Origin of the sequence: Methylobacterium goesingense (assembly GCF_022179225.1) — a bacterium.
Classification (GTDB): Bacteria; Pseudomonadota; Alphaproteobacteria; order Rhizobiales; family Beijerinckiaceae; genus Methylobacterium; species Methylobacterium goesingense.
The window spans coordinates 1-20,788 of sequence record NZ_BPQL01000011.1; the positions used below are offsets into that span (position 1 = coordinate 1).

Here is a 20,788-nt window from a genome sequence, read left to right on the forward strand (position 1 = left end):
CGCGGTCCTGCGCGGCGAAGTCGCCGTGGGCGCCGCGGTCCGCCACACGCGCTTTCCCAATCTCGACGCGCTGCCGGCAGGCCGCGCGTTCGAGAAACCCGACGTCGTTCAGTGCGTCCGGTTCTGCCGATTCTCGATGAGGTCATCGACCACCGCCGGTTCGGCAAGGGTCGAGGTGTCGCCCAGCGACGAGAACTCGTCCTCGGCGATCTTGCGCAGGATTCTGCGCATGATCTTGCCCGAGCGGGTCTTGGGTAGGCCCGGCGCGAACTGGATCAAATCCGGCGAGGCGATCGGACCGATATCCTTGCGGACCCAGGTCACGAGTTCCTTGCGCAATTCGTCTGAGCCCTCCTCGCCCTCCATCAGGGTGACGTAGGCATAGATGCCCTGGCCCTTGACGTTGTGCGGGTAGCCGACCACGGCCGCCTCGGACACCTTCGGATGCGCGACGAGGGAGGATTCGACCTCCGCCGTGCCCATCCGGTGGCCCGACACGTTGATGACGTCGTCGACGCGGCCGGTGATCCAGTAATAGCCGTCCGCGTCCCGGCGGCAGCCATCGCCGGTGAAGTAGTTGCCCGGGTAGGTGGAGAAGTAGGTCTGCTCGAAGCGCTCGTGGTCGCCGTAGACCGTGCGCATCTGGCCGGGCCAGGAATCCTTGATGCAGAGGTTACCTTCGCATGGGCCTTCCAGGGTCTTGCCCTCGGCATCGACCACGACGGGCTGGACACCGAAGAACGGGCGCGTGGCCGAACCGGGCTTGAGCTTCGTAGCGCCGGGAAGCGGCGTGATGAGGATGCCGCCGGTCTCGGTCTGCCACCAAGTATCCACGATGGGGCAGCGGGATTCGCCGACCACCTTGTAGTACCAGTCCCAGGCTTCCGGGTTGATCGGCTCGCCGACCGAGCCGAGGACGCGCAGCGAGGCACGGGAGGTCTTCTTCACCGGGCCTTCACCGCCGCCCATGAGCGAGCGGATCGCGGTTGGCGCGGTGTAGAAGATGTTGACCTTGTGCTTGTCGACGACGTCCCAGAAACGCGAGTTCGAGGGGTAGGTCGGAATACCCTCGAACATCAGCGTCGTCGCGCCGTTCGCAAGGGGCCCGTAGACGATGTAGGAATGGCCCGTGACCCAGCCGACATCGGCCGTGCACCAGTAGACCTCACCCTCGCGGTAATCGAAGACGTACTGGTGCGTCATCGACGCGTAGACGAGGTAACCGCCGGTGGTGTGAACGACGCCCTTCGGCTGACCGGTCGAGCCGGAGGTGTAGAGGATGAAGAGCGGGTGCTCGGCCTCGACGGGCTCGGCCGGGCAATCGTCCGTCACCTGTGCGGCGGCCTCGTCGTAATAGACGTCGCGACCGGGCTCCATGGCGATCGACGAGCCGGTCCGGCGCACGACCACGACGTGGTCCACGCTGTCCTTCGGCAAGCGGGCGATGGCGGCGTCGACATTGGCCTTCAGCGGCACCTTGCGGCCACCGCGCAGACCCTCATCGGCGGTGATTACCATCTTGGAGGCGCAACCCTCGATGCGCCCGGCCAGCGAGTCCGGCGAAAATCCACCGAACACGATGGAATGGATTGCGCCGAGGCGCGCGCAGGCGAGCATCGCGTAAGCGGCTTCCGGGATCATCGGCAGGTAGATCGTAACCCGGTCGCCCTTGGCCACGCCGCGATTGCGCAGCACGTTGGCCATCTTGCCCACTTCGGAGTGAAGCTGGCGATACGTGATGTGCTTGGACTCGTTCGGGTCGTCGCCTTCCCAAATGATGGCGACCTGGTCGCCACGGGTCTCGAGATGGCGATCGATACAGTTATGGGCGACGTTGGTGCGCCCGTCCTCGAACCATTTGATCGCGATATTGCCGGGCTCGAAGCTGGTGTTCTTCACACGCGTGAAGGGGGTCATCCAGTCGATGCGCTTGCCGTGTTCGGCCCAGAATGTCTCCGGGTCGCTCACGGACGCCTGATACATGGCCAGATACTTTGCGTCGTCGACATGGGCGCCCTCGCTCCATGCCGAACGGACTTCGACCACCTTCTCGTCCATCGCTTCTTCCCTGTCGGTGCCCGATCGTATCGCGACTGTTCACGCAGCCGGGTCTTCCGAATACCGTCTTAGGCACAAGGACATACCGGCCGCAAGCGCGGATCGGGAAAGTTCCGGGACAGACAGGCAAAATTGTTCACGCGCGCTTTAATTGCACCCAATGCAGATTCCGGTTTCCACCTTCCGGTCGATTGCTTGCTGCTTACGGGTGGAATCCGAAACACGGTTCTCGTTAGGCGCGCCCCCGCCGCCCGGCGGCTTCGTAACACCGGTCGAGGTGATGTTCCGAAATTGGCCGGCCGAGCCGATATTCGTGTCCGGCGGCAGGCGCCCGGCCTCTTGTGCCTGGGCGGCGATAGGCAGGTTCAGCGCGAAAGCGAGGACGAGGATCGAAGCACGCATCGGAATCTCCATGATTGAAGGTCCAACGCGAAGTCGGGGCGCGGGTTTCCGCGCCCGCGTGGTCTGCGCTCAAGCCCGCCGGGTTGCGGCGGCGCCGGGAAAAAGCATCTCCACCAGGGTGCCTTCGTCCCGTCGGCTGTCGATGCGAAACCGCCCGTGATTGGCCTCCACCAGGGCCTTGGTCAGTGGTAGGCCGAGCCCGGTCCCCTTGCGAGAGCCTTCCTTCCCAATCTGTCGAAACGGCTGCAGCGCACCCTCGACCTCCTCGGCTGTCATGCCCAAGCCGGTATCACGCACGCGAAGTGCGATATCGCCACGATCCGCCATGCCGGTCGAGACGATGACCTGTCCGCCGGCTGGCGTGAACGCGATGGCGTTGGCGATGACATTGAGGGTGGCCTGGCGCACCGAGCGTTCGTCGGCCATCAGGATGTCGAGGTCGGCGGAGAAGCTGGTGCGCAGCACGATGCGCTCCCGGGCGGCCTGGGGCTGAAGTTGCGCGACGCAGAGCGCGACGACCTCGTTCAGCGGGATCGGCGCCACGCGCAGATCGAGGCGCCCGGCCTCGATCTGCGCGAGTTCGAGGAGGCCGTTCATGCGGTCGAGCACCTGGGTGCCGGAGGCATGGATCTCCCGCAGTGACGCGCGGTAGCGCTCGGATCCGAGGGGGCCGTGCGGTTCGCCGAGCATGCGGTCTGCCCTTGCCAGGATGGCATCGATCGGCGCTCGAATCTCGTGGGTCACCTGGGCGAGGAGATCCAAGGGCTGCCGGCGTGCGGCGTTCTCATCCGCGTCGGCCCCCGCATCAATCGCCTCGGGTCGACTTAGGGGGATGGCGCGGGTGATCACGGCGCAGAGACGAACAGGCCCATCCTCCTCCATCGGAAGCACCTTGACCCGCAACGCGATACCGGTGGCTCGCGCCGTGACGGCGGCGTCCACCGGCTCGGCCCCGGGCTCCGCGTGCAGTCGCGCGAGCAGGTCGACCGCGTTCTCGGGTGTAAACAGGCTGAGGAAGCTCGCACCGACGATCTCCCGGGCCGCCAATCCGAAAGTCACGGCGGCGCTGCGGTTCAACGCGAGGATGCGGGCCTGCCCGTCGAGGGTGGCGATCCCGTCCTCGATCCGGTCGAGCACCGCGATCGCCTCGGCGCCCCTACGGCCGGCAAAATCCTGCGCCAGGGCGTCGGCGGCGCTGGCGCGGACGGCATCGCTGGATTCGGAATCCCGCGCCAGGAGCAATTCGGCCGGTTGCCCGGCCCAGTCGAGGACGGAGTGCTCGATCAGGGCGCCGAACCGGCCGCCATCGCGGGCCGTGAGAACGACCGGGGTGTCGCTCTCGGCTCGGGCATGCGGCATCAGACCACCGAACAGCCGCGCGATCCCCCCGGCCGCGTCCAGCGTTGCCGTGTCCGCGTAGCCGGTCAGATCGAGAAGGCGCCGGTTGGCGAACAGCACGGTATTGTCGCGGTAGACCAGGATTCCGGCCGGCAGGCGCTCCAGGGTCGCCACCATGGCGGCATCCGGGCTCACAGCATCCACGCTGCGAAAAGCCGATGCGGGGAACGGCATCACGGCGCAGGGCAGGCCACGCTCGGTCGGCGCTGCGCCCGCGTCATCGCCGGCAAATCGCGCCCCAAGCGCGCGCGCGATCTCACGGAACGCCGCGTGCTCGTGGCTGGAGAGGCTCGGATCGAGCGGGGAGGCCCCAACCTCTTGGGTCGTCTCGATCCCCGGGGGCACCATCTCGACCGCCTGGGACTGCCCCGCCTCCACGGATCGATCCTGCACCACGGTCGGTGAAGCCGCGTTGGGGGCCGCCCCAGGGATCGACTCAAGCTCCACGATCAGCGGAGACGCCGCCGGTGGCGTTACGGATCGAACCTGACCGAAGCCGCGAAAACCGCGCCCGGACCGATCGACCGGCGATCCGGACAGCTCCATTTCGAAGACGCGGTCGCCGCCCGCGACGAGGGTCACGGGAATAGCGCGGAAGGTTCTGGCCTCGCCGAGAGCCGCCAGCAGCCCGTCCGCGTCCCGCAATGTTCTGGCGTCCGCGAGGGCCCGCCACGTCCGACCCAGCAGCTGCTGCCGCAGGCGATCGCCCGGTGCCCACGAGAGATCCGACACCGTGCCGTCCGCCTCGCTCTTCCAAGTGAAGCGTCGGAACACGGCGTCGGGATCCTCTCGAAGATTTGCTCCTGCCGGAATGAGGTTCGTTGCGTCGGGCGGAACGTCGAGGGGAACTAGCCGAGTCGCTACCTCGACGGGGTCAGGTACCGGGCGGGTGCGCAGACGGGGCAGGGGCGTGGCGGCGAGCAGGATCAGGGCATCGATGCCCGCCTCGGTTCGCGTGCGCAGAATCGTGACGAGGGCGGGCGGCGCGATCCGTCGCGGATCGATGTGAAGACGCAGGAGCAGGGGATTGTCGAGGCGCGGCCTTGCATGGGCGATCTGGGCTCCGACCCGCAACGCCGGCAGGACGTGGCCGTGCGAATCGGAGATCGCCTGGCGCAGGCCCGTCGCTGCCTCCGAAGCATGCAGGATGCGTTCGCCCGCCCCGTCGAGCACGAGAACCACTGCCTCCGAATCAGTCATGCGAGATGCGAGAACCGAATCACTCCCGGCGGCACGCCGGATCAGCACCTTCGCTGCGTCGTTCTCCAGCACCGCCTCCGACCCAATCTTTTCCAACATCCGCACCCGTTTCGCGTGACGATTCTCGAGACGTGACGCCCTTTTTACTGCGTTGCAGCCCTCCGGTAAGCCACCGAGGGGGATGAAGCGCGTTTACCTGTTGTCAACGTTAATGCGCCGCAGCAGGGTGGCATAGGGCTGGAGCTGTGCTATGTTGCAGCGCACAACAAGCCATCAACAAGTGTGAACAAGGAGAGGATAATGAGCAGCACCCCGAACTACGAAGTGCCCGCCGAGATGCGCGACTTCGCCGAGAAGAGCGTCGACCAGGCGCGCAAGGCGTTCGACTCGTTCATCAGCGCCGCCCGCCGCACGGCCGATACCGTGCAGGGTTCCGCCGAGATGGCCCGCACCAATGCCCAGGACGTCTCCGCGCGCGGCTTCGAGTTCGCCGAGCAGAACGTGACGGCCGCCTTCGACCTGGCCCAGAAGCTGGTTCGCTCGCGCGACCTGCAGGAAGCCATGCAGCATCAGGCCGAGTTCGTCCGCAGCCAGTTCGCCGCGATCCAGGCTCAGGCCAAGGAGTTCGGCGGTCTGGCGCAGACCGCGATGCAGCAGAGCGCCGAGAAGGCCAAGGGCGCCATGCAGGAGACTGCCGAGCACGCCCGCAAGGCAATGGAGCAGAGCACCGAGGCCGCCCGCAAGGCCGGCAGCGATGCCGAGCAGGCCATGCGCAACGCCACCAACTCCTGATCACAGCCGAGGCGCCGCTCCGGCGGCGCCTATCTCGCAGCCCGTTCCGCCGCGCGCGGGTCGGGCTGTTCTCTTGTGCGCGCCCGCGCTTGCCCCGGACGGTCGGGTCTCCTAACCCTGGCCGCCGAGCAGCCGCGCTTCCCCTTCGAGGCCGGCGCTGTCGAGAGGGGCGAAACGCCATGCGGTGCATCTACCGAATCAGTCTCTTCCTCACGCTCCTGGCGAGCCTCTTTGGTGCTCAAGGCGCCAGCGCGCAATACTACGACGACGGCTACGACCGGCCCCCGCCGCGCCGCTACTACGACGATCGCCGCCCGCCGCGCCCGGATTACCGGGATGACGGCTACGCCCGGCCCGCGCCCCGGCGTGAGGTCGGCCTGAACTGCGATGCGGTTCAATCCGGGCTCAGCGGTCTGCAGCCCTATTCCTGCCCGCTGCCCGGCCCGCGGCCGCTCGGTGCCCGTTGCTTCTGCAATATGCCGATGGCACCCTTGAGTTCGCCCCAGACAGCGGTCGGGCGCGTCGTGCCCTGATTCGCGCGACGAGCGGCAGCTTTCGCTGCGCGTTGCGCGGCATCGGTGCCAGGGCGAAAGCGATCCGCAGGATGCCGATCCATCGAGGTGGTGGTGTCGGCTCTACGGATCAAACGAAAGACGCCGCGCCCTCCCTCGGGAGTGCGCGGCGTCTTTCGTATGTAACGCGGATTTCGAGCGGGATTCAGTTGAGGACGACCACCTTCGCGCCAACCTTCACCCGCTCGTACAAATCGGTCACATCTTCGTTGGTCATCCGGATGCAGCCCGACGAGACGGCCTGACCGATCGTGTCCGGCTCGTTCGAGCCGTGGATGCGGTATTCGGTGCTACCGATATACATGGCGCGGGCGCCCAGGGGGTTTTCGACACCACCGGCCATGTAGCGCGGCAGGTCGGGACGACGCGCGATCATCGCGGCCGGCGGGGTCCAGGACGGCCATTCCTTCTTCGCCGTCACGGTCTTCACGCCGGACCACGTGAAGCCAGGCCGTCCGACACCGACGCCGTAGCGGATCGCCTCGCCGTTCGGCATCACGAAGTACAGACGGCGCTCGGCCGTGGAAACCACGATGGTTCCGGGCTTGTAGCTGCCGTTGAAGGCAACGATCTCGCGCGGGATCGGAGCGACCTGTGCCTGAGGCGCGGCCTGCACGCCCTGGCCGACCGTGCCCTGGTAGCCGTAGGGATCGTCGGTGGCGCGACCGTAGGCATAAGCCGGATCGCTGCCATAGTCATCGCCAGCGTTGCTGCCGAAGGGATCATAGGGATTCGCGAGAGCAGGACTCGCGGAGAGTGCGCAGACACCGAGTATGCCCGCCAGGGCAGTCGCCAAGGTCTTCATCGTGGATACCTTACCTGTGCCGTAACCTTTGCTATACAAGCGTAAGCGTAGGCTGGTGGTTCCATCGCACCTCGACGATTTCGTCATCTTCGTGGCGGCACTCGGTGGACGCTCTCCCGAGCGGTCAAGCGCACCCTGCTCCCGTCCGGTCCGACAACATCGGTTGCGGTCTTCAGTAGACCTCGTCGGTATGCACGTCGAAGCGGGCGAGGTGCGCGTAGCCGAAGTTCGTGGTGATCGCGACGTCGGTAGCGTCGCGCCCGCGTGCCATCACGATGCGACCGATGCGGGGCGTGTTGTGGCGCGCGTCGAACGTGTACCAGACCCCATCCAGGTAGACTTCGAACCAAGCCGAAAAATCCATCGGATCGGGCACCGCCGGGATGCCGATATCGCCGAGATATCCCGTGCAGTACCGGGCCGGGATGTTCATGCAGCGGCAGAACGCGACGGCCAGGTGCGCGAAATCACGGCAGACGCCGTGACGCTGCATGAATCCGTCCCAGGCCGTGCGGGTGGCGTCGGCACACATGTAGTCGAAGCGGATGCGATCGTGGACGTAGTCGCAGATCGCCTGGACCCGGGCCCAGCCGGGCTGCGTGCCGCCGAACAGCGACCAGGCCGTCTCGGAGAGCTTGTCGGTATCGCAGTAGCGGCTGCCGAGGAGGAACACGAGCACGTCGCTGGGCAGGTACTGCACGTCGATCTGCTGCGCGTACGGCGCGTAGGCGTCGAGCTGCCCGGAATCCTGCACCACGAAATCCGCCGAGATCGTCAGCCGGCCCGGAGGGGTGACGATGCGGGTGCAGATGTTGTCGAAGCTGTCGCGGTAATCCTGGTACGGAATGGGCGGATCGAAGTTGATGACGTGCGGGGTGAGCACATCGGGCATCCGTGAGGGGTGCACACTGAGTGCCAGGATCATGGGCGTCGGTTGAACCGATTCGAAGGCGATGTCGAACCCAGTCCTGATTTTCATGACAACCACCTGATCCTGTCGAGAAACACACGCTGCGGTTCTGCTTGCCCGCGGGTCCGGCCGCGGCCGATCTGTCAACGCACCAGTTTCGGTTCCGGCGACCCCGGCACATCCGGGCTGGGTTCGATCTCATCGACCTGAACGTTCACCGTCATGCCGAGGTCGTCCGCGGGGAAACCGAAGAACGAACCATGCAACGGCACCGCCTGACGGGGATCGCGGGCGACCGCGACACGGATCAGGTCGCGATTGCCCACGATGCCGTTGGTGGGATCGAACTCGATCCAACCCGCCCCCGGCAGGTAGACCTGCACCCAAGCATGAGTCGAGCCACCCCCCACGTGGCGGTTGCGATCCCCCCGGGGGTTGTAGAGGTAGCCCGAGACGAACCGTGCCGCCATGCCCAGCGCACGCACGGCTTCGATCATCAACACCGCGAAGTCGCGGCAGGAGCCGCGCTTCAGCCGCAGGGTGGTCACGGGGTCCTGCACGCCCTTCTCTGACCGCGCGAGATACGCGAAGTTGCGGCGAACGCTACGCGTCATGTCCGCGAGGAGATCCTGCGTGCCGATGCGGCCCTCCGCGGGCACGAAGGCGCGTGCCCAGGCATCTACCTCGTTGCGAGGGTCGGAGTACTGGCGCTCCATCGCGCGGCTGAGATCGGGTATGTCCTCCGCGCTGTAGCCGAAGGGGTAGTAGGCGGCGTGCGCCGAGATCGGGAAGACCGGCGCGGATTCCGGCGTGTGGTCGAGGGTGATCGCGCACTCGAAGGTCAGCTGCGCGGCGCGGCCCGTGAACGACGCGACCGCGACGCAATTGCCGAACACGTCGTGCAGCCAGCGCAAATTGCTCGGCTCGGGCGTGATCTTGAGCGTCGCCGCGATCAGGCGCTGGTCGTAGCTGTCGCGCGGGCGGAACAGGATGCGGTGCTCGCCGAACGCCACGGGCTGGCGGTAGCGGTAGGTCGTGACGTGGCGAACGGAGAGGATCGGCAAGGCGGGGAGGCTCCACCGCGCATCTGGCGCGGGCGTGTCGGCACGGACGCTGGCCGAACACGATGCAAAAGGTGCGCCGGGGTCGCAGGTCGCCCTGCGCGCGAAGGCTCCGCGGATTGTCCCCGCGAAACCCGGTGATCATGGAACGATCGGCTGGCGCTCGGTGGTGGCGCGCTCGGCCTCGACCAGTAGATCGAAGGGCCGCCACGGTTTCGGGATGAAGACCGCCTGCGGCGGCAGATTGGCTGGCCGCTCCGCCTTCCGGCCGGAGGTTACCACCATTCGGGCCGTCGGCCACAGCAGCGTGATGGCCGCGGCGAGTTGCAGGCCGTCCATCGGTCCCGCGAGACGGACATCCGCGAACACGAGGGCGACGCGCCCGCCCTGTTCCTGCATGATCGCGAGGGCCGCTTCGGCATTGTCGCAACCGATGACGCCGAGATCCGTGTCACTGAGGAGGGCCTCGGCGAGTTGCCGCGTCGCCTCGTCGTCCTCCACCACCAGGGCCACCCGGTCGGATTTGACGGGCGCCGCCGGCTCGGGCCGAACATTGCGAACGAGGCTGGCGAGGTGCTCGGGCACCCCCTCGGCGATGAGATCGTCGTAGAAGGCGGCCAGCGCCTGTCCGATCCGGTCGAGGGACAGGCCTGGGCTGAGGGTGTCCGCGGGCGCGGCCGGACGGGTGGACGAGGATCGGTCCGGCGGGGTGCCTTTCAGGTCCGGCAAGCGAAGCCTCCGACAAGTGTGCTCGTGACGCGCCCTGCACGGGCCGCACGGACATTAAAGCCGGGACGCCACGCTCAGTTGCCAGAAATCATCCCGCCGACCGAAAGCCATGTGCCTTTTCTCAAGCACGTGACGATTCTGGGAGGGCGCCGTCCGTCAATCGACGGCAGCGTCGGCATAGGCCATCACGCCGGCCACCGAGCGCACGTCGCGATAGCGGGCACCGCGCGTGCTCATCATGGCCTCGAACTTCTCGTGGACCTGAGCCACCGAAAGGCTGGTGGCCTTGCGGCGCCCTCGCTGGGCGGCGAAGAAGATCGACTTGTTGGCGCGTGCCGGGCCCGGCAGCATCTGGGCGGCGGCGGTCTTCGGTTTGTCGACGACGGAGGCCAGGAAATCCTCGGCATCGTCGGGGCCGAGGAAGTGAGCGAGGTAGACTTCGCCCAGGGTGAGTTCGCGGCCGATGCGCAGGGCGATCCGGGCGGCATCGCGCTTCAGCATCTCGCCGGCCATCAGGGCCGAGAGATAGGGGTCGCGGCGCATCTCCAGGATGCGGGTGCGCTCGGCCGCATCCGTCACCGTGGGGCGGCCGTTATCCCCCGCCACGACGAGGGCGGCGTCGCTGGCGAGACCGTATTTCGGCCCGAAGTCCCGGATCACGCCGAGCCAGGTCCGCTCGATGAACTGGTAGAGCCCGGTTGCCGAGGAGGTCTGCGCCTGCACTTCGGTCTTGAAGCTGGATTCCTTGTCCGCCACCGCCATGAGCAGAACCGGGTCGGTCTGGACCGCCTGCGCGGCGCGGATGATCTTCTGGACGAGGTGGCGGCGGATCCGCATCGGGCCGAACTCGAGGACGTCGTTCGGGTCGCCGACCGCGCTCTCGGTCAGGAGAAAGTCGTAGGAGACGCGGTCCACCGCGTTCGAGCCGAGCTCGGTGTCGAGGTCGTGGACCGCCGCGAAGGCGGAGGAGGCGGTCATCATGGCGGGCGCCGCCGGTGCGACCGGGCTGGCCTTGAGGACGACCGAGACCGGCTGGACACGCGGCTTCGGCATCGTGATTTCGGTCATCGCCTGTGCCGATTGGACCACCGCCGCCTCGGGCCCGATCCCGTAGGAGACGATGGCACCGAGGCCGCCGGCCAGGAGCAACATCGAGAGCACGGAGCGGGTGAGGGCGGGGCGGCTGCCATGAGCGCTACCGACCCGGCCGGACAGCATCAGGGCGTCGGATGTTGCGGTCGTGGCCCGCAGGCTCGAGCCTGCGACGAGGAGCCCTTTGGCGAGGTGCGGGCCTTTGGCGAAGACGGTCCGTGACGATCCGACGTTTCGACCCTGCATCTGTGCGACCCAACCCCGTTCCCTGGCAACGGATTGAGATTAGCTTGACAGATGTGGCGACAACACGGCCCAGTTTGGGGCAATCCCGTGGCAACTTCGCCACGGTGTCGAGAGCGTTTTGGCACATCTCCAACTGAGACGGCCCGCCAAAACGTATAAAGCGGCCATGCGATGCACGGCCGCTGTGACAGCGTCACGATACGTAGGCGTTAATGGTACCACTGCCCCGGCTCGAACGGGGGACCTCTTGATCCACAATCAAGCGCTCTAACCAACTGAGCTACAGCGGCACTGCGGGCGATCTATCCCGAGCCGCGCCGCATTTCAACCCGCCTTCGGCGGATCGTCGGCAAAAGTGTGCGCTATCCCCACCCGGGGGTGTTCGCGCTTGGCGGTCGACGTCGTGACATCGGGCAGGCTAAGCAGGGCGCGGGTCCGTCTCCCAAGCGCTCACCTCCCGGCCCCCGCCTCCGACACCGGTCGATGCCACCACAACCCGTCCCGTCCCGCCCGCCGATCGCCAGACAGGTTCTCGTGCAGGCGCCCGGACACCTGCGCGCCCTGGTCCGCGGCAGCGAGATCGGCCTGATCGTGCTCGCCGCGCTGATCGGGTGCTGTGGAGGCGCGGCGGTGGCGGCGATGAGTCAGGCGACGCAGGTCATGCGCGAGTTGCTGTACGGGCTGCCGCCCGGACTGCGCCTCAGTGCGGCCACCGACCTTCCGGTCCTGGTGCTGCTCCTGGCGCCAGCGTTCGGCGGCATCCTGCTCGCCCTGTTCAACCTCGCCCTGCGCTGGCGCGGCCGCCCCCGCCGCGCCGTCGTCGACCCCATCGAAGCGAACGCGCTGCACGGCGGCCGGATGTCGATCCGCGATTCCGCGATCGTGGTCGTTCAGAATACGATCTCCAACGGGAGCGGCATCTCGGTGGGGATGGAGGCGGCCTATACCCAGTTCTGTGCCGGGCTGGCCTCGCGCCTCGGTCTGTCCTTCGAATTGCGCCGGGCCGATCAGCGCACCCTGGTCGGCTGCGGCGCGGCGGCCGCCATCGCGGCGGCGTTCGGCGCGCCGCTGACGGGTGCGTTCTACGCCTTCGAACTCATCATCGGCACCTACTCCATTGCGACATTGACCCCGGTCGTCGTGGCCGCCCTGTGCGGGAGCGTCGTCGCCCGCGCCCTGGTGGCGCAGACCTCCCTCGTCACCGTCGAGCGGGCGGACGCCATCACCACGACGATGCTCACCCCCCTCGACACGGTGCCGAGCCTCGCCCTCGGTCTGATCTGCGCCGGGCTCGGCATCCTCATCATGCGCGGAGTGACGCTGGTGGAGGCGGCGTTCCGCGCCACGCGCCTGCCGACCCTGTGCGTTCCGGTCCTCGGCGGGCTCTGCGTCGGCGGACTGGCACTCCTCGCCACACCACAGGTCCTCTCCGGGGGGCACGGGGCGCTGCACCTGCACCTCGACGCACACGGCACCACCCTCGGGCTCTCCGCCCTGGTCCTGCTGTTCGTCGCCAAGGCGACTGCCTCCGCGATCTCCATCGGGTCGGGCTTCCGCGGCGGCCTGTTCTTCGCCTCGCTCTTCCTCGGGGCGATCGCGGGCGAGATCTTCGCCGCCGGGATGCCGCTGATCCTGCCCGGCCTCGCCGCCTTCGGGCTGACCCCGCTTGCCTACGCGGTGATCGGGATGAGCGCCCTGGCGGTCGCGGTGATCGGCGGCCCGCTGACCATGACGTTCCTCGCCCTCGAGCTCACCGGGAGCTTCCCGATCACCGGCCTCGTTCTCGTCGCGGTGATCGCCTCATCGCTGACGGTGCGCAAGACCTTCGGCTACTCCTTCGCCACCTGGCGCTTCCACCTGCGTGGCGAGAGCATTCGCAGTGCGCACGATGTCGGCTGGATCCGCACCCTGACGGTGGGCAAGCTAATGCGCCGCGAGGTGCCGACAGCACCCCTCGACCAGACGCTGCCCGCCTTCCTGCGCAAGCACCCCCTCGGCTCGCCCTCGCGGGTGGTGATGGTGGACGGGGAGGGGCGCTACGCCGGCATCATCCTGGTGCCGGAGGCGCATGCCGCCTTGCGTGAGGCCGAGGACGGCTCCCCCGACCTTTCCGCCCTGTTGCGCCACACGGCCGACGTCCTCACGGCCGACATGAACGCCAAGATCGCCACGGCGATCTTCGACCGGACCGAGAGCGAGGCCCTGGCGGTGGTCGAGGATCTGAAGAGCCGCAAGGTCATCGGTTTCCTCACGGAAAGCCATACCCTGAAGCGCTACAGTGAGGAGCTGGATCGGCAGCGTCGGGCGGTGCTGGGCGAAACGGGCTGAGGTCGTCGGCGGCGCCATGCAATCCCGCCCGACAGCGTTCGCGTTCGGAAGATTGGCGAAGGCGAACCGCAGGCCGCTCGTGGCGACATGAAAAAAGCACGCGGTGCGTCGGCGCCGCGTGCTTTCGGTAGGTCGGACGAAGGGTCTGCTCAGGCTGCCGAGAAGCGGGTCTTGCGCGTCAGCGCCTCTTCGACCGTGCCGTCGCCGTCGAGGTATCCGTGCCGCTTCGGGTTCGGCATGATCAGCGAACCGATGAAGGCGATGCCGAGCATGATCGTCACGTACCAGAAGAACGTGCTCTCGGAGCCGATTTGCTTGAGGTACAGGGCGACCGCCTCGGCGGTGCCGCCGAACAGCGAGTTGGCGATGGCGTAGGAGAGGCCGACGCCCAGCGCCCGCACCTGGGTCGGGAACAGCTCGGCTTTCACGATGCCGCTGATGCCGGTGTAGAAGCTGATGACGATCAGCCCGATCATGATCAGCGCGAAGGACAGGACCGCGTTCTGCGTCGAGCCGATGGCCGTCATCAGCGGCACCACCATCAGGGTGCCGAGGCCACTGTAGAGCAGCATGTTCGCCTTGCGCCCGATCCGATCCGAGAGCCACCCGAAGAACGGCTGGATGATCATGTAGACGAACAGGGCGGCGGTGGAGATCTGCGAGGCCGTGACCTTGTCGATATGTGCCGTGTTGAAGAGGTATTTCGGCATGTAGGTCGTGAAGGTGTAGAAGCTCAGCGAGCCGCCGGCGGTGTAGGCCAGCACCACGCAGAAGGCGCGCCAATGCTTGAACAGGGCCGAGAAGGTCCCGGACTCCTTATTGGCCATGTCCTCTTTGGTTGCGGTCTCGTCGAGGGACGAGCGCAGGTAGAGCGCGACCGCCGCCGCGATGGCGCCGATGACGAAGGGGATGCGCCAGCCCCAGGCCGTGAGCTGCTGGGCGGTGAGGAAGCTCTGCAGAATGATTAGCACCAGCGAGGCAAGGAGCTGGCCGCCGATTAAGGTGACATACTGGAACGAGGCGAAGAAGCCGCGCCGGCCCTTCACGGCGATCTCGCTCATGTAGGTGGCGCTGGTGCCGTACTCGCCGCCCACCGACAGGCCCTGGATCATCCGCGCGAGGAGCAGCAGGGCTGGGGCGAGATGTCCGACCGTGGCGTAGGTCGGCAGGATCGCGATCATCAACGATCCGGCGCACATCATCAGCACCGAGATCAGCATCGAGGTCTTGCGGCCGAGGCGATCGGCGATACGGCCGAACAGCCACCCGCCGATGGGGCGCATGAAGAAGCCGACCGCGAAGACCGCCGCCGATTTCAAAAGCTGGCTGGTGTCATCGCCCTCGGGAAAGAAAACCGGCGCGAAGTAGAGCGCGAAGAACGCGTAGCAGTAGAAATCGAACCACTCCACGAGATTGCCGGACGAGGAGGCGACGATCGCCTTGATCCGACGGCGGTTGTCGGCGGCTTCGTCCGCCCTGAGCGCCATGCTTTCGGCCCCACCTGTCATCCGTCTCACCCCTGTGTGCTCGGCGAAGCCGCTCCGTGGCCCGCTTTGCGCCGGACGTTACTGCGTGAGGCGGATTTCACAAGGGCTGCCAGACGGTTGCTGGCCGGAGCCAAGATAACGATGAAACCAGCCTGTTGAGGAGCTAGATTTAAGCTTGGCCGGGGCTCGCGAATAGGTTCCGGCTACAGCGCGGAAAGATCAGCGCAAGAAAGCCTGGAACGGTTTCTCGAAGATCCTCGTTGCGGGTGGCATCGACGTCGAGCGGCGTCTGGCACAACGAGAACGGAATCGATCCCATGAACAAGCTCTTACGGAGCACGGTGACGGCGGCCGCGCTGGTGATTGGTGCGGCGAGCGCGTTCGCGCAGGGTGGGCCCGGTGGTGGCGCCGGCGGCGCCGGTGGTGGCGCCGGAGGTGCTGGGGGCGGTGGCGCCGGGGGCGGAGCCGGCATGGGCGCGGGCGGCGGAGCCGGCGCGGGCGGTGGTGCCGGCGGAGCCGGAATGCGCGGTGGCGCGGGCGGCGGTGAGGCAGGCGGAGCCGGAATGCGCGGCGGGGCCGGTGGTCCGGAGTCCGGGGCCGGTCCGGCCGGTGGTGCTCAGCGCGGCGGGGCCGAAGGACCCGGCGCCCGTGGTGCCGAGGGTGGAGCAGGCCGCCAGGATGGCCGTCCCGGTTCGGCGGCCGGAGAGCGCGGTGGCCGCGAGGATGGTGGCGCGGCGACGCGAGACGGCCGGGGCGACCGCGACGGCAAGGCGGATCGCGATGGCAAGGGCGATCGTGACGGCAAGATGGATCGTGACGGCAAGGCGGATCGCGACGGCAAGGCCGATCGTGATGGCAAGACCGATCGTGATGGCAAGATGGATCGCGACGGTAAGGCGGATCGCGGCGGCCGGATGGACCGGGACGAGCGCGGTGGCCGGGGCGACCGCGAGGGCAGGGGTGCTCGAGGCGACCGTGGCGATCGCGGTGCCGTCCGGGGTGCCTATGGCCGGCTCGGTGCGCCGCAGCGCACGGAATTCCGTCAGAGCGCCTTCCGTCGCGGGATACCGCGCCTCGCCGCTGGAGCTTTCGCGCTGACGGTCGGCACGGCCATCGCCCGTAGCTACACCCTCTACGACCTGCCGCCGGACATCGTCCGGATCGCGCCGGAATACGAGGATTACCGCTACGTGCTGGTGGACGACGACATCGTCATCGTCGATCCCGACACCTACGAGATCGTGGACGTGATTCGGGGCTGATCCCGCCGGTCAGGACGTTTAGGGGGCGGGGCTTCGGCTCCGCCCCTTCGCGTTTCGTCTTAGCGTTTGCGGTCGAGGAGGCCTGAGACGACCCGAGCGGTATAGTCGACCATCGGCACGATGCGGGCATAGTTCAGCCGCGTCGGGCCGATGACGCCGACGACACCCACGATCTTCTGGGACCCATCGCGAAAAGGGGCCGCGATCATCGAGGAGCCAGACAGCGAGAACAGCTTGTTCTCCGAGCCGATGAAGATGCGCACCCCCTCGCCGCCCTCGGCGCGCGACAGCAGTTCGATCACGTCTTTCTGGGTCTCGAGGTCGTTGAACAGCAGACGGATGCGGTCGAGGTCCTCGGCCGCGCGCAGATCGTCGAGGAGGTTGGCCTGGCCGCGCACGATGAGCTGGCGCGCATCCGAGGGGCCGACGCTGACGGCGAGACCGGCATCGACGAGGCGCTCGGTGATGACGTCGAGTTCGCGCTTCATCGCCTGACGGCCCGACTCGATCTCGGCGCGCAGCGTTCCGAGGGTGCGGCCCTGCAGCCGGGCGTTCAGGTAGTTCGAGGCCTCCTGCAGGGCGCTGGCCGGCAGGCCCGGCGGCAGGTCGAGGAGACGGTTCTCCACCGAGCCGTCGTCGGAGACGAGCACGACCAGGGCCCGGGTCGGATCCAGGCGCACGAACTCGATGTGCTTGAGATGGACGTTGGTCTTCGTGGTGAGCACAACCCCGGCGCCGCGCGAGATGCCGGAGAGCAGCATCGAGGCCTCCGCGAGGGCGGAATCGAAGGTGTGGCCCGAGGCGGCCGCGCGCATCTGCGCCTCGATCCGCTCCTGCTCCTCGCGCCCGACATCCCCGAGTTCGAGCATGGCGTCGACGAAGAAGCGCAGGCCCTGCTCGGTGGGGAGCCGACCGGCTGAGGCGTGCGGCGCGAAGATGAGGCCTGAATGCTCCAGATCCGCCATCACGTTGCGGATCGAGGCCGGCGACAGGGCCATCGGCAGGATGCGGGCGAGGTTGCGCGAGCCGACCGGCTCGCCGGTCGAGAGGTAGCTTTCGACGATCTGTCGGAAGATCTCGCGCGAGCGCTCGTTCAGCGCACTGAGCACCTGCATCTGCTGCGACGACGAAAAGGGGCGGGCGGGCTCTGTCACGGTCTGTTCCTGAAGCCTGATTGTGACCGGCCGGCGTCGTGAAGACAATGCCGCCGACGATCGCCGCACAGCGGCGAAGGCGTGAGCACAGCCATGCCTCCATCCTGATCCCGCCGCGCGTCAAGCAAAGAAACCGTGCTTCGGCATGAGACCGTTTGGCGGTTCGGTTCGTTGGCTTTCCTCATCGTCCGGTCCCGGGCGCTGACGACGATCGTCGAAACGTGTCCCTAGGAGTGATTGCCCCATGAGAAACTCAGCCCGATCCGGTCTGATCCGATCCCTCGCCATCGTCCTCGCGCTTGTCGGCATGACCCTGTTCGGGGCTCCCCAGGGTGCCCAGGCCGCGCCCGCTATCGTGTCCACCGAAGTCGCCGGGCCGGCCGCTGGTCTCACCGCGGTTCAGTATGGCCGCCACTGGCACCATCGCGGGGGTCGCGGCTTCCGCCACCACCATCATCATCGCGGTCGCCACTTCGGCCATCATCACCGCCGCCATTTCGGCCACCATTTCGGTCACCGCCACGGCCATCATTTCGGCCATCGCCGCTACCGCTACTGATCCCTTTGGTGGGCCGGGCCGCTTCACGGGCAGCCCGGCCCATTCGCGACCCTCGCTTGCCGCGCTGGGCTTAGGCCCGTAAAGCCCGCTCCCGACCCTCAAACGAGAAGGAGAGCGGCATGCGGCCCTCGAAGCGCGGACACGACGAGTTGCGCACCGTCACCCTGGAGCGCGCCGTCTCCCGCCATGCCGAGGGTTCCTGCCTCGTCAGCTTCGGCGACACCAAGGTCCTCTGTACGGCCTCCCTGGAAGAGCGCGGCCCAGGGTGGCTGCGGGGCTCCGGCAAGGGCTGGGTCACAGCCGAATATTCCATGCTGCCCCGCGCCACGCATGAGCGCACCCGCCGCGAGGTGACGTCCGGCAAGCCCTCCGGCCGGACACAGGAGATCCAGCGCCTCATCGGCCGCTCGCTCCGTGCCGTCACCAACCTGCCGGCCATCGGCGAGCGTCAGATCACGGTCGATTGCGACGTGATCCAGGCCGACGGCGGCACGCGCACCGCTGCCATCACCGGGGCCTGGGTCGCCCTGCACGACTGCTTCACCTGGATGCGCGGTCGCTCGATCATCTCGGTCGATCCCCTGCGCGACCACGTGGCGGCGGTGTCCTGCGGCATCTACAAGGGCAAGCCCGTTCTCGATCTCGACTACGCCGAGGATTCCGGCGCAGAGACCGACGCCAATTTCGTCATCACCGGCTCCGGTGGCCTGGTCGAGGTGCAGGGCACCGCCGAGGGCAAGCCGTTCTCGGAGGACGAACTTCTCGAGTTGCTGCGTCTGGCCAAGGGCGGCATCCACGCCCTCGTCGCGCTCCAGAAGCAGGCGGTCGGCCAATGAGCGGGCACCGCATCCTCAGCGGCCGCGTCGTCATCGCGACCCACAATGCCGGCAAGCTCGTGGAGATGCGCGAATTGCTGGCGCCCTTCGGCGTCGATGCCGTCTCGGCCGGTGAACTTGGGCTGGCAGAGCCCGACGAGACCGGAACGATGTTTGCCGAGAACGCCGCCATCAAGGCGCTCGCCGCCGCGACGGCCTCGGGGCTGCCGGCCTTCGCCGATGATTCCGGGCTCTGCGTCAATGCGCTCGACGGCGCCCCTGGGCTGTTCTCCGCGCGTTGGGCCGGCCCATCCAAGGATTTCTCCGGCGCCATGGCGCGCATCGCCTCCGAACTCGACAAGCGCGGCGCCACCACCCGGCGGGCGCACTTCGTCTCCGCCCTGGTGATCGCCTGGCCGGACGGCCACACCGAGACCTTCGAGGGCCGCGTCTTCGGCGAACTCGTGGAACCGCGCGGCGCGAGCGGGTTCGGCTACGACCCGATGTTCCTCCCCGACGGCTACGACCGCACCTTCGGCGAGATCTCCTCGGAGGAGAAGCACGGGGTCGACTGGCAGACCGGCGATGCGCTCTCGCACCGAGCCCGCGCGTTCGTGCTGCTGGCGCAGACCTGCCTGCGGCGTCCGTGAGACGGGCGCCGGGGTTGCCAAGCGCTCCCCCGGCGCGCACATCCGCCCCATGACGTGCGCCCCATGACCGAACCGACAGGCCCGGACCATCCGACCCGCGACGCGGGCTTCGGGGTCTATGTCCACTGGCCCTTCTGCGCCTCGAAGTGCCCCTATTGCGACTTCAACAGCCACGTGCGCCACGCGCCCGTGGACGAGGCTCGCTTCCTGAAGGCCTTCCGGACCGAGATCGCCCACGTGGCCGCACGCACGCCGGGCCGCACCGTGTCGAGCATCTTCCTCGGCGGCGGCACGCCTTCGCTGATGCAGCCCGCCACAGTGGCCGGTCTCCTCGAGGCGATCGGGAAAGCGTGGGGCGTCGCGCCCGGCGTCGAGGTCACCCTGGAGGCGAACCCGACCAGCGTCGAGGCGACGCGCTTCCGCGGCTACCGTTCCGCAGGCGTCAACCGTGTCTCCCTCGGCGTTCAGGCCATGGACGATGCGTCCCTGAAGCAACTCGGACGCCTGCATAGCGCCGCCGAAGCGATGGCGGCCGTGGCGGTCGCGGCGGCGCATTTCGAGCGCTACTCTTTCGACCTCATCTACGCGCGTCCGAACCAGAGCCCGGCCGCGTGGCGGGCCGAACTCGAGGGCGCCATCGCCCGCGCCGCCGAACACCTGTCGCTCTACCAACTCACCATCGAGCCCGGCACGCCGTTCTACGGCCTCGCCGCTGCCGGCAAGCTGGTACCGCCCGACGACGATTCCGCGCGCGTGCTCTACGACGTGACGCAAGAGGTCTGCGACCGGGCCGGCCTCCGGGCCTACGAGATCTCGAACCATGCCCGGGCCGGCGCGGAATCGCGGCATAATCTCCTGTATTGGCGGTATGGCGAGTATGCGGGCATCGGCCCCGGCGCGCATGGTCGCCTCGTGACCGAGACCGGCCGTCTGGGTACGGTCACCGAGCGGGCGCCGGAAGCCTGGCTCGCCCGCGTCGAGCGCGACGGCCACGGCATCGTCGAGACCGAGACGCTGGCGCCGTCCGACCAGGGCGACGAGTTCCTGATGATGGGCCTGCGCCTGCGCGAGGGCATCGACCCCGTCCGCTACGCCGCCCTGAAGGGCCGTGCCCTCGATCCGGCGCGCATTGCCGACCTCGTCGGCGACGGCCTGATCGCCGCAAGCCCCGAGGGCCGCATCGCCGCGACGCCCGCCGGGGCGCCGGTCCTCAACGCCGTGGTGGCGGCACTTGCCGCATGATTTTGCCGTCTGATATCGCCGCCTGA

Annotated in this window: 18 protein-coding genes and 1 tRNA gene; 7 read left to right on the top strand and 12 right to left on the bottom strand. The window is 67.8% G+C overall.

Annotated elements, in window-relative coordinates; all coding sequences use genetic code 11:
• Positions 1-108 precede the first annotated feature (108 nt).
• The 3 genes from acs to MFF30_RS01880 all read right to left on the bottom strand — a co-directional run bounded on the left by acs (position 109) and on the right by MFF30_RS01880 (position 5,157).
• Entirely contained in the window at positions 109-2,058 is a 1,950-nt protein-coding gene (gene acs / locus MFF30_RS01870) for an acetate--CoA ligase (protein ID WP_238275857.1), read from the bottom strand.
• 147 nt (positions 2,059-2,205) lie between these two features.
• Positions 2,206-2,472 (bottom strand): hypothetical protein, encoded by a 267-nt coding sequence (locus tag MFF30_RS01875; RefSeq protein ID WP_238275859.1) that lies wholly within the window; start codon positions 2,470-2,472, stop codon positions 2,206-2,208.
• 57 nt (positions 2,473-2,529) lie between these two features.
• Positions 2,530-5,157, bottom strand: a complete 2,628-nt coding sequence (locus MFF30_RS01880; protein ID WP_238275861.1) for a PAS domain-containing sensor histidine kinase — start codon at positions 5,155-5,157, stop codon at positions 2,530-2,532.
• A gap of 201 nt (positions 5,158-5,358) precedes the next feature.
• On the opposite strand from MFF30_RS01880, the gene MFF30_RS01885 reads away from it, so the two are divergent.
• The gene (locus MFF30_RS01885; RefSeq protein WP_238275863.1) at positions 5,359-5,850 is read left to right on the top strand and encodes a phasin; all 492 of its coding nucleotides are present in this window, start codon (positions 5,359-5,361) and stop codon (positions 5,848-5,850) included.
• 179 nt (positions 5,851-6,029) lie between these two features.
• Positions 6,030-6,383 carry a hypothetical protein gene (locus tag MFF30_RS01890; RefSeq protein ID WP_238275865.1) on the top strand — a complete coding sequence of 118 codons (354 nt, stop codon included), beginning with the start codon at positions 6,030-6,032 and terminating at the stop codon, positions 6,381-6,383.
• A gap of 184 nt (positions 6,384-6,567) precedes the next feature.
• Here the strand turns inward: MFF30_RS01890 and MFF30_RS01895 are convergent, their stop codons facing one another.
• The 6 genes from MFF30_RS01895 to MFF30_RS01920 all read right to left on the bottom strand — a co-directional run bounded on the left by MFF30_RS01895 (position 6,568) and on the right by MFF30_RS01920 (position 11,555).
• Positions 6,568-7,227, bottom strand: coding sequence for a L,D-transpeptidase (locus tag MFF30_RS01895; RefSeq protein ID WP_238275867.1), 660 nt, complete (start codon positions 7,225-7,227; stop codon positions 6,568-6,570).
• A 172-nt stretch (positions 7,228-7,399) separates the two neighbouring features.
• Complete coding sequence (locus MFF30_RS01900; protein WP_238275869.1) at positions 7,400-8,206, bottom strand: transglutaminase-like domain-containing protein; 807 nt, start codon at positions 8,204-8,206, stop codon at positions 7,400-7,402.
• Positions 8,207-8,280: 74 nt separating this feature from the next.
• Positions 8,281-9,201, bottom strand: a complete 921-nt coding sequence (locus MFF30_RS01905) for a transglutaminase family protein (protein WP_238275872.1) — start codon at positions 9,199-9,201, stop codon at positions 8,281-8,283.
• A gap of 138 nt (positions 9,202-9,339) precedes the next feature.
• A complete protein-coding gene (locus tag MFF30_RS01910; protein ID WP_238276011.1) occupies positions 9,340-9,846 on the bottom strand; it encodes a response regulator in 507 nt (168 codons plus the stop codon).
• A gap of 237 nt (positions 9,847-10,083) precedes the next feature.
• The gene (locus tag MFF30_RS01915) at positions 10,084-11,265 is read right to left on the bottom strand and encodes a transglycosylase SLT domain-containing protein (protein WP_238275874.1); all 1,182 of its coding nucleotides are present in this window, start codon (positions 11,263-11,265) and stop codon (positions 10,084-10,086) included.
• Positions 11,266-11,478: 213 nt separating this feature from the next.
• A tRNA-His gene (locus MFF30_RS01920) sits at positions 11,479-11,555 on the bottom strand.
• A gap of 193 nt (positions 11,556-11,748) precedes the next feature.
• Between MFF30_RS01920 and MFF30_RS01925 the strand changes: the two genes are divergently transcribed.
• Entirely contained in the window at positions 11,749-13,593 is a 1,845-nt protein-coding gene (locus MFF30_RS01925) for a chloride channel protein (RefSeq protein ID WP_238275876.1), read from the top strand.
• 149 nt (positions 13,594-13,742) lie between these two features.
• Here MFF30_RS01925 and MFF30_RS01930 read toward each other — a convergent pair whose 3' ends face one another.
• Positions 13,743-15,080 carry an MFS family transporter gene (locus tag MFF30_RS01930; RefSeq protein WP_238275879.1) on the bottom strand — a complete coding sequence of 446 codons (1,338 nt, stop codon included), beginning with the start codon at positions 15,078-15,080 and terminating at the stop codon, positions 13,743-13,745.
• Between the two features lie 317 nt (positions 15,081-15,397).
• Here MFF30_RS01930 and MFF30_RS01935 point away from each other — a divergent pair, with 317 nt between their 5' ends.
• The gene (locus MFF30_RS01935; RefSeq protein ID WP_238275881.1) at positions 15,398-16,342 is read left to right on the top strand and encodes a DUF1236 domain-containing protein; all 945 of its coding nucleotides are present in this window, start codon (positions 15,398-15,400) and stop codon (positions 16,340-16,342) included.
• 59 nt (positions 16,343-16,401) lie between these two features.
• On the opposite strand, the gene hrcA is transcribed toward MFF30_RS01935, so the two are convergent.
• Together hrcA and MFF30_RS01945 are read right to left on the bottom strand one after the other, a co-directional pair.
• The gene (gene hrcA, locus MFF30_RS01940) at positions 16,402-17,457 is read right to left on the bottom strand and encodes a heat-inducible transcriptional repressor HrcA (protein ID WP_238276013.1); all 1,056 of its coding nucleotides are present in this window, start codon (positions 17,455-17,457) and stop codon (positions 16,402-16,404) included.
• A 292-nt stretch (positions 17,458-17,749) separates the two neighbouring features.
• Positions 17,750-18,028 carry a hypothetical protein gene (locus MFF30_RS01945; RefSeq protein ID WP_238275883.1) on the bottom strand — a complete coding sequence of 93 codons (279 nt, stop codon included), beginning with the start codon at positions 18,026-18,028 and terminating at the stop codon, positions 17,750-17,752.
• 146 nt (positions 18,029-18,174) lie between these two features.
• Between MFF30_RS01945 and rph the strand changes: the two genes are divergently transcribed.
• The 3 genes from rph to hemW all read left to right on the top strand — a co-directional run bounded on the left by rph (position 18,175) and on the right by hemW (position 20,762).
• On the top strand, positions 18,175-18,891 hold the full coding sequence (rph, locus tag MFF30_RS01950; RefSeq protein WP_238275893.1) for a ribonuclease PH: 717 nt from the start codon (positions 18,175-18,177) through the stop codon (positions 18,889-18,891).
• The gene (gene rdgB / locus MFF30_RS01955; RefSeq protein WP_238275902.1) at positions 18,888-19,520 is read left to right on the top strand and encodes an RdgB/HAM1 family non-canonical purine NTP pyrophosphatase; all 633 of its coding nucleotides are present in this window, start codon (positions 18,888-18,890) and stop codon (positions 19,518-19,520) included. Before rph ends, rdgB begins: the two co-directional genes overlap by 4 nt.
• A gap of 63 nt (positions 19,521-19,583) precedes the next feature.
• The gene (hemW, locus tag MFF30_RS01960; protein ID WP_238275912.1) at positions 19,584-20,762 is read left to right on the top strand and encodes a radical SAM family heme chaperone HemW; all 1,179 of its coding nucleotides are present in this window, start codon (positions 19,584-19,586) and stop codon (positions 20,760-20,762) included.
• Positions 20,763-20,788 lie beyond the last annotated feature (26 nt).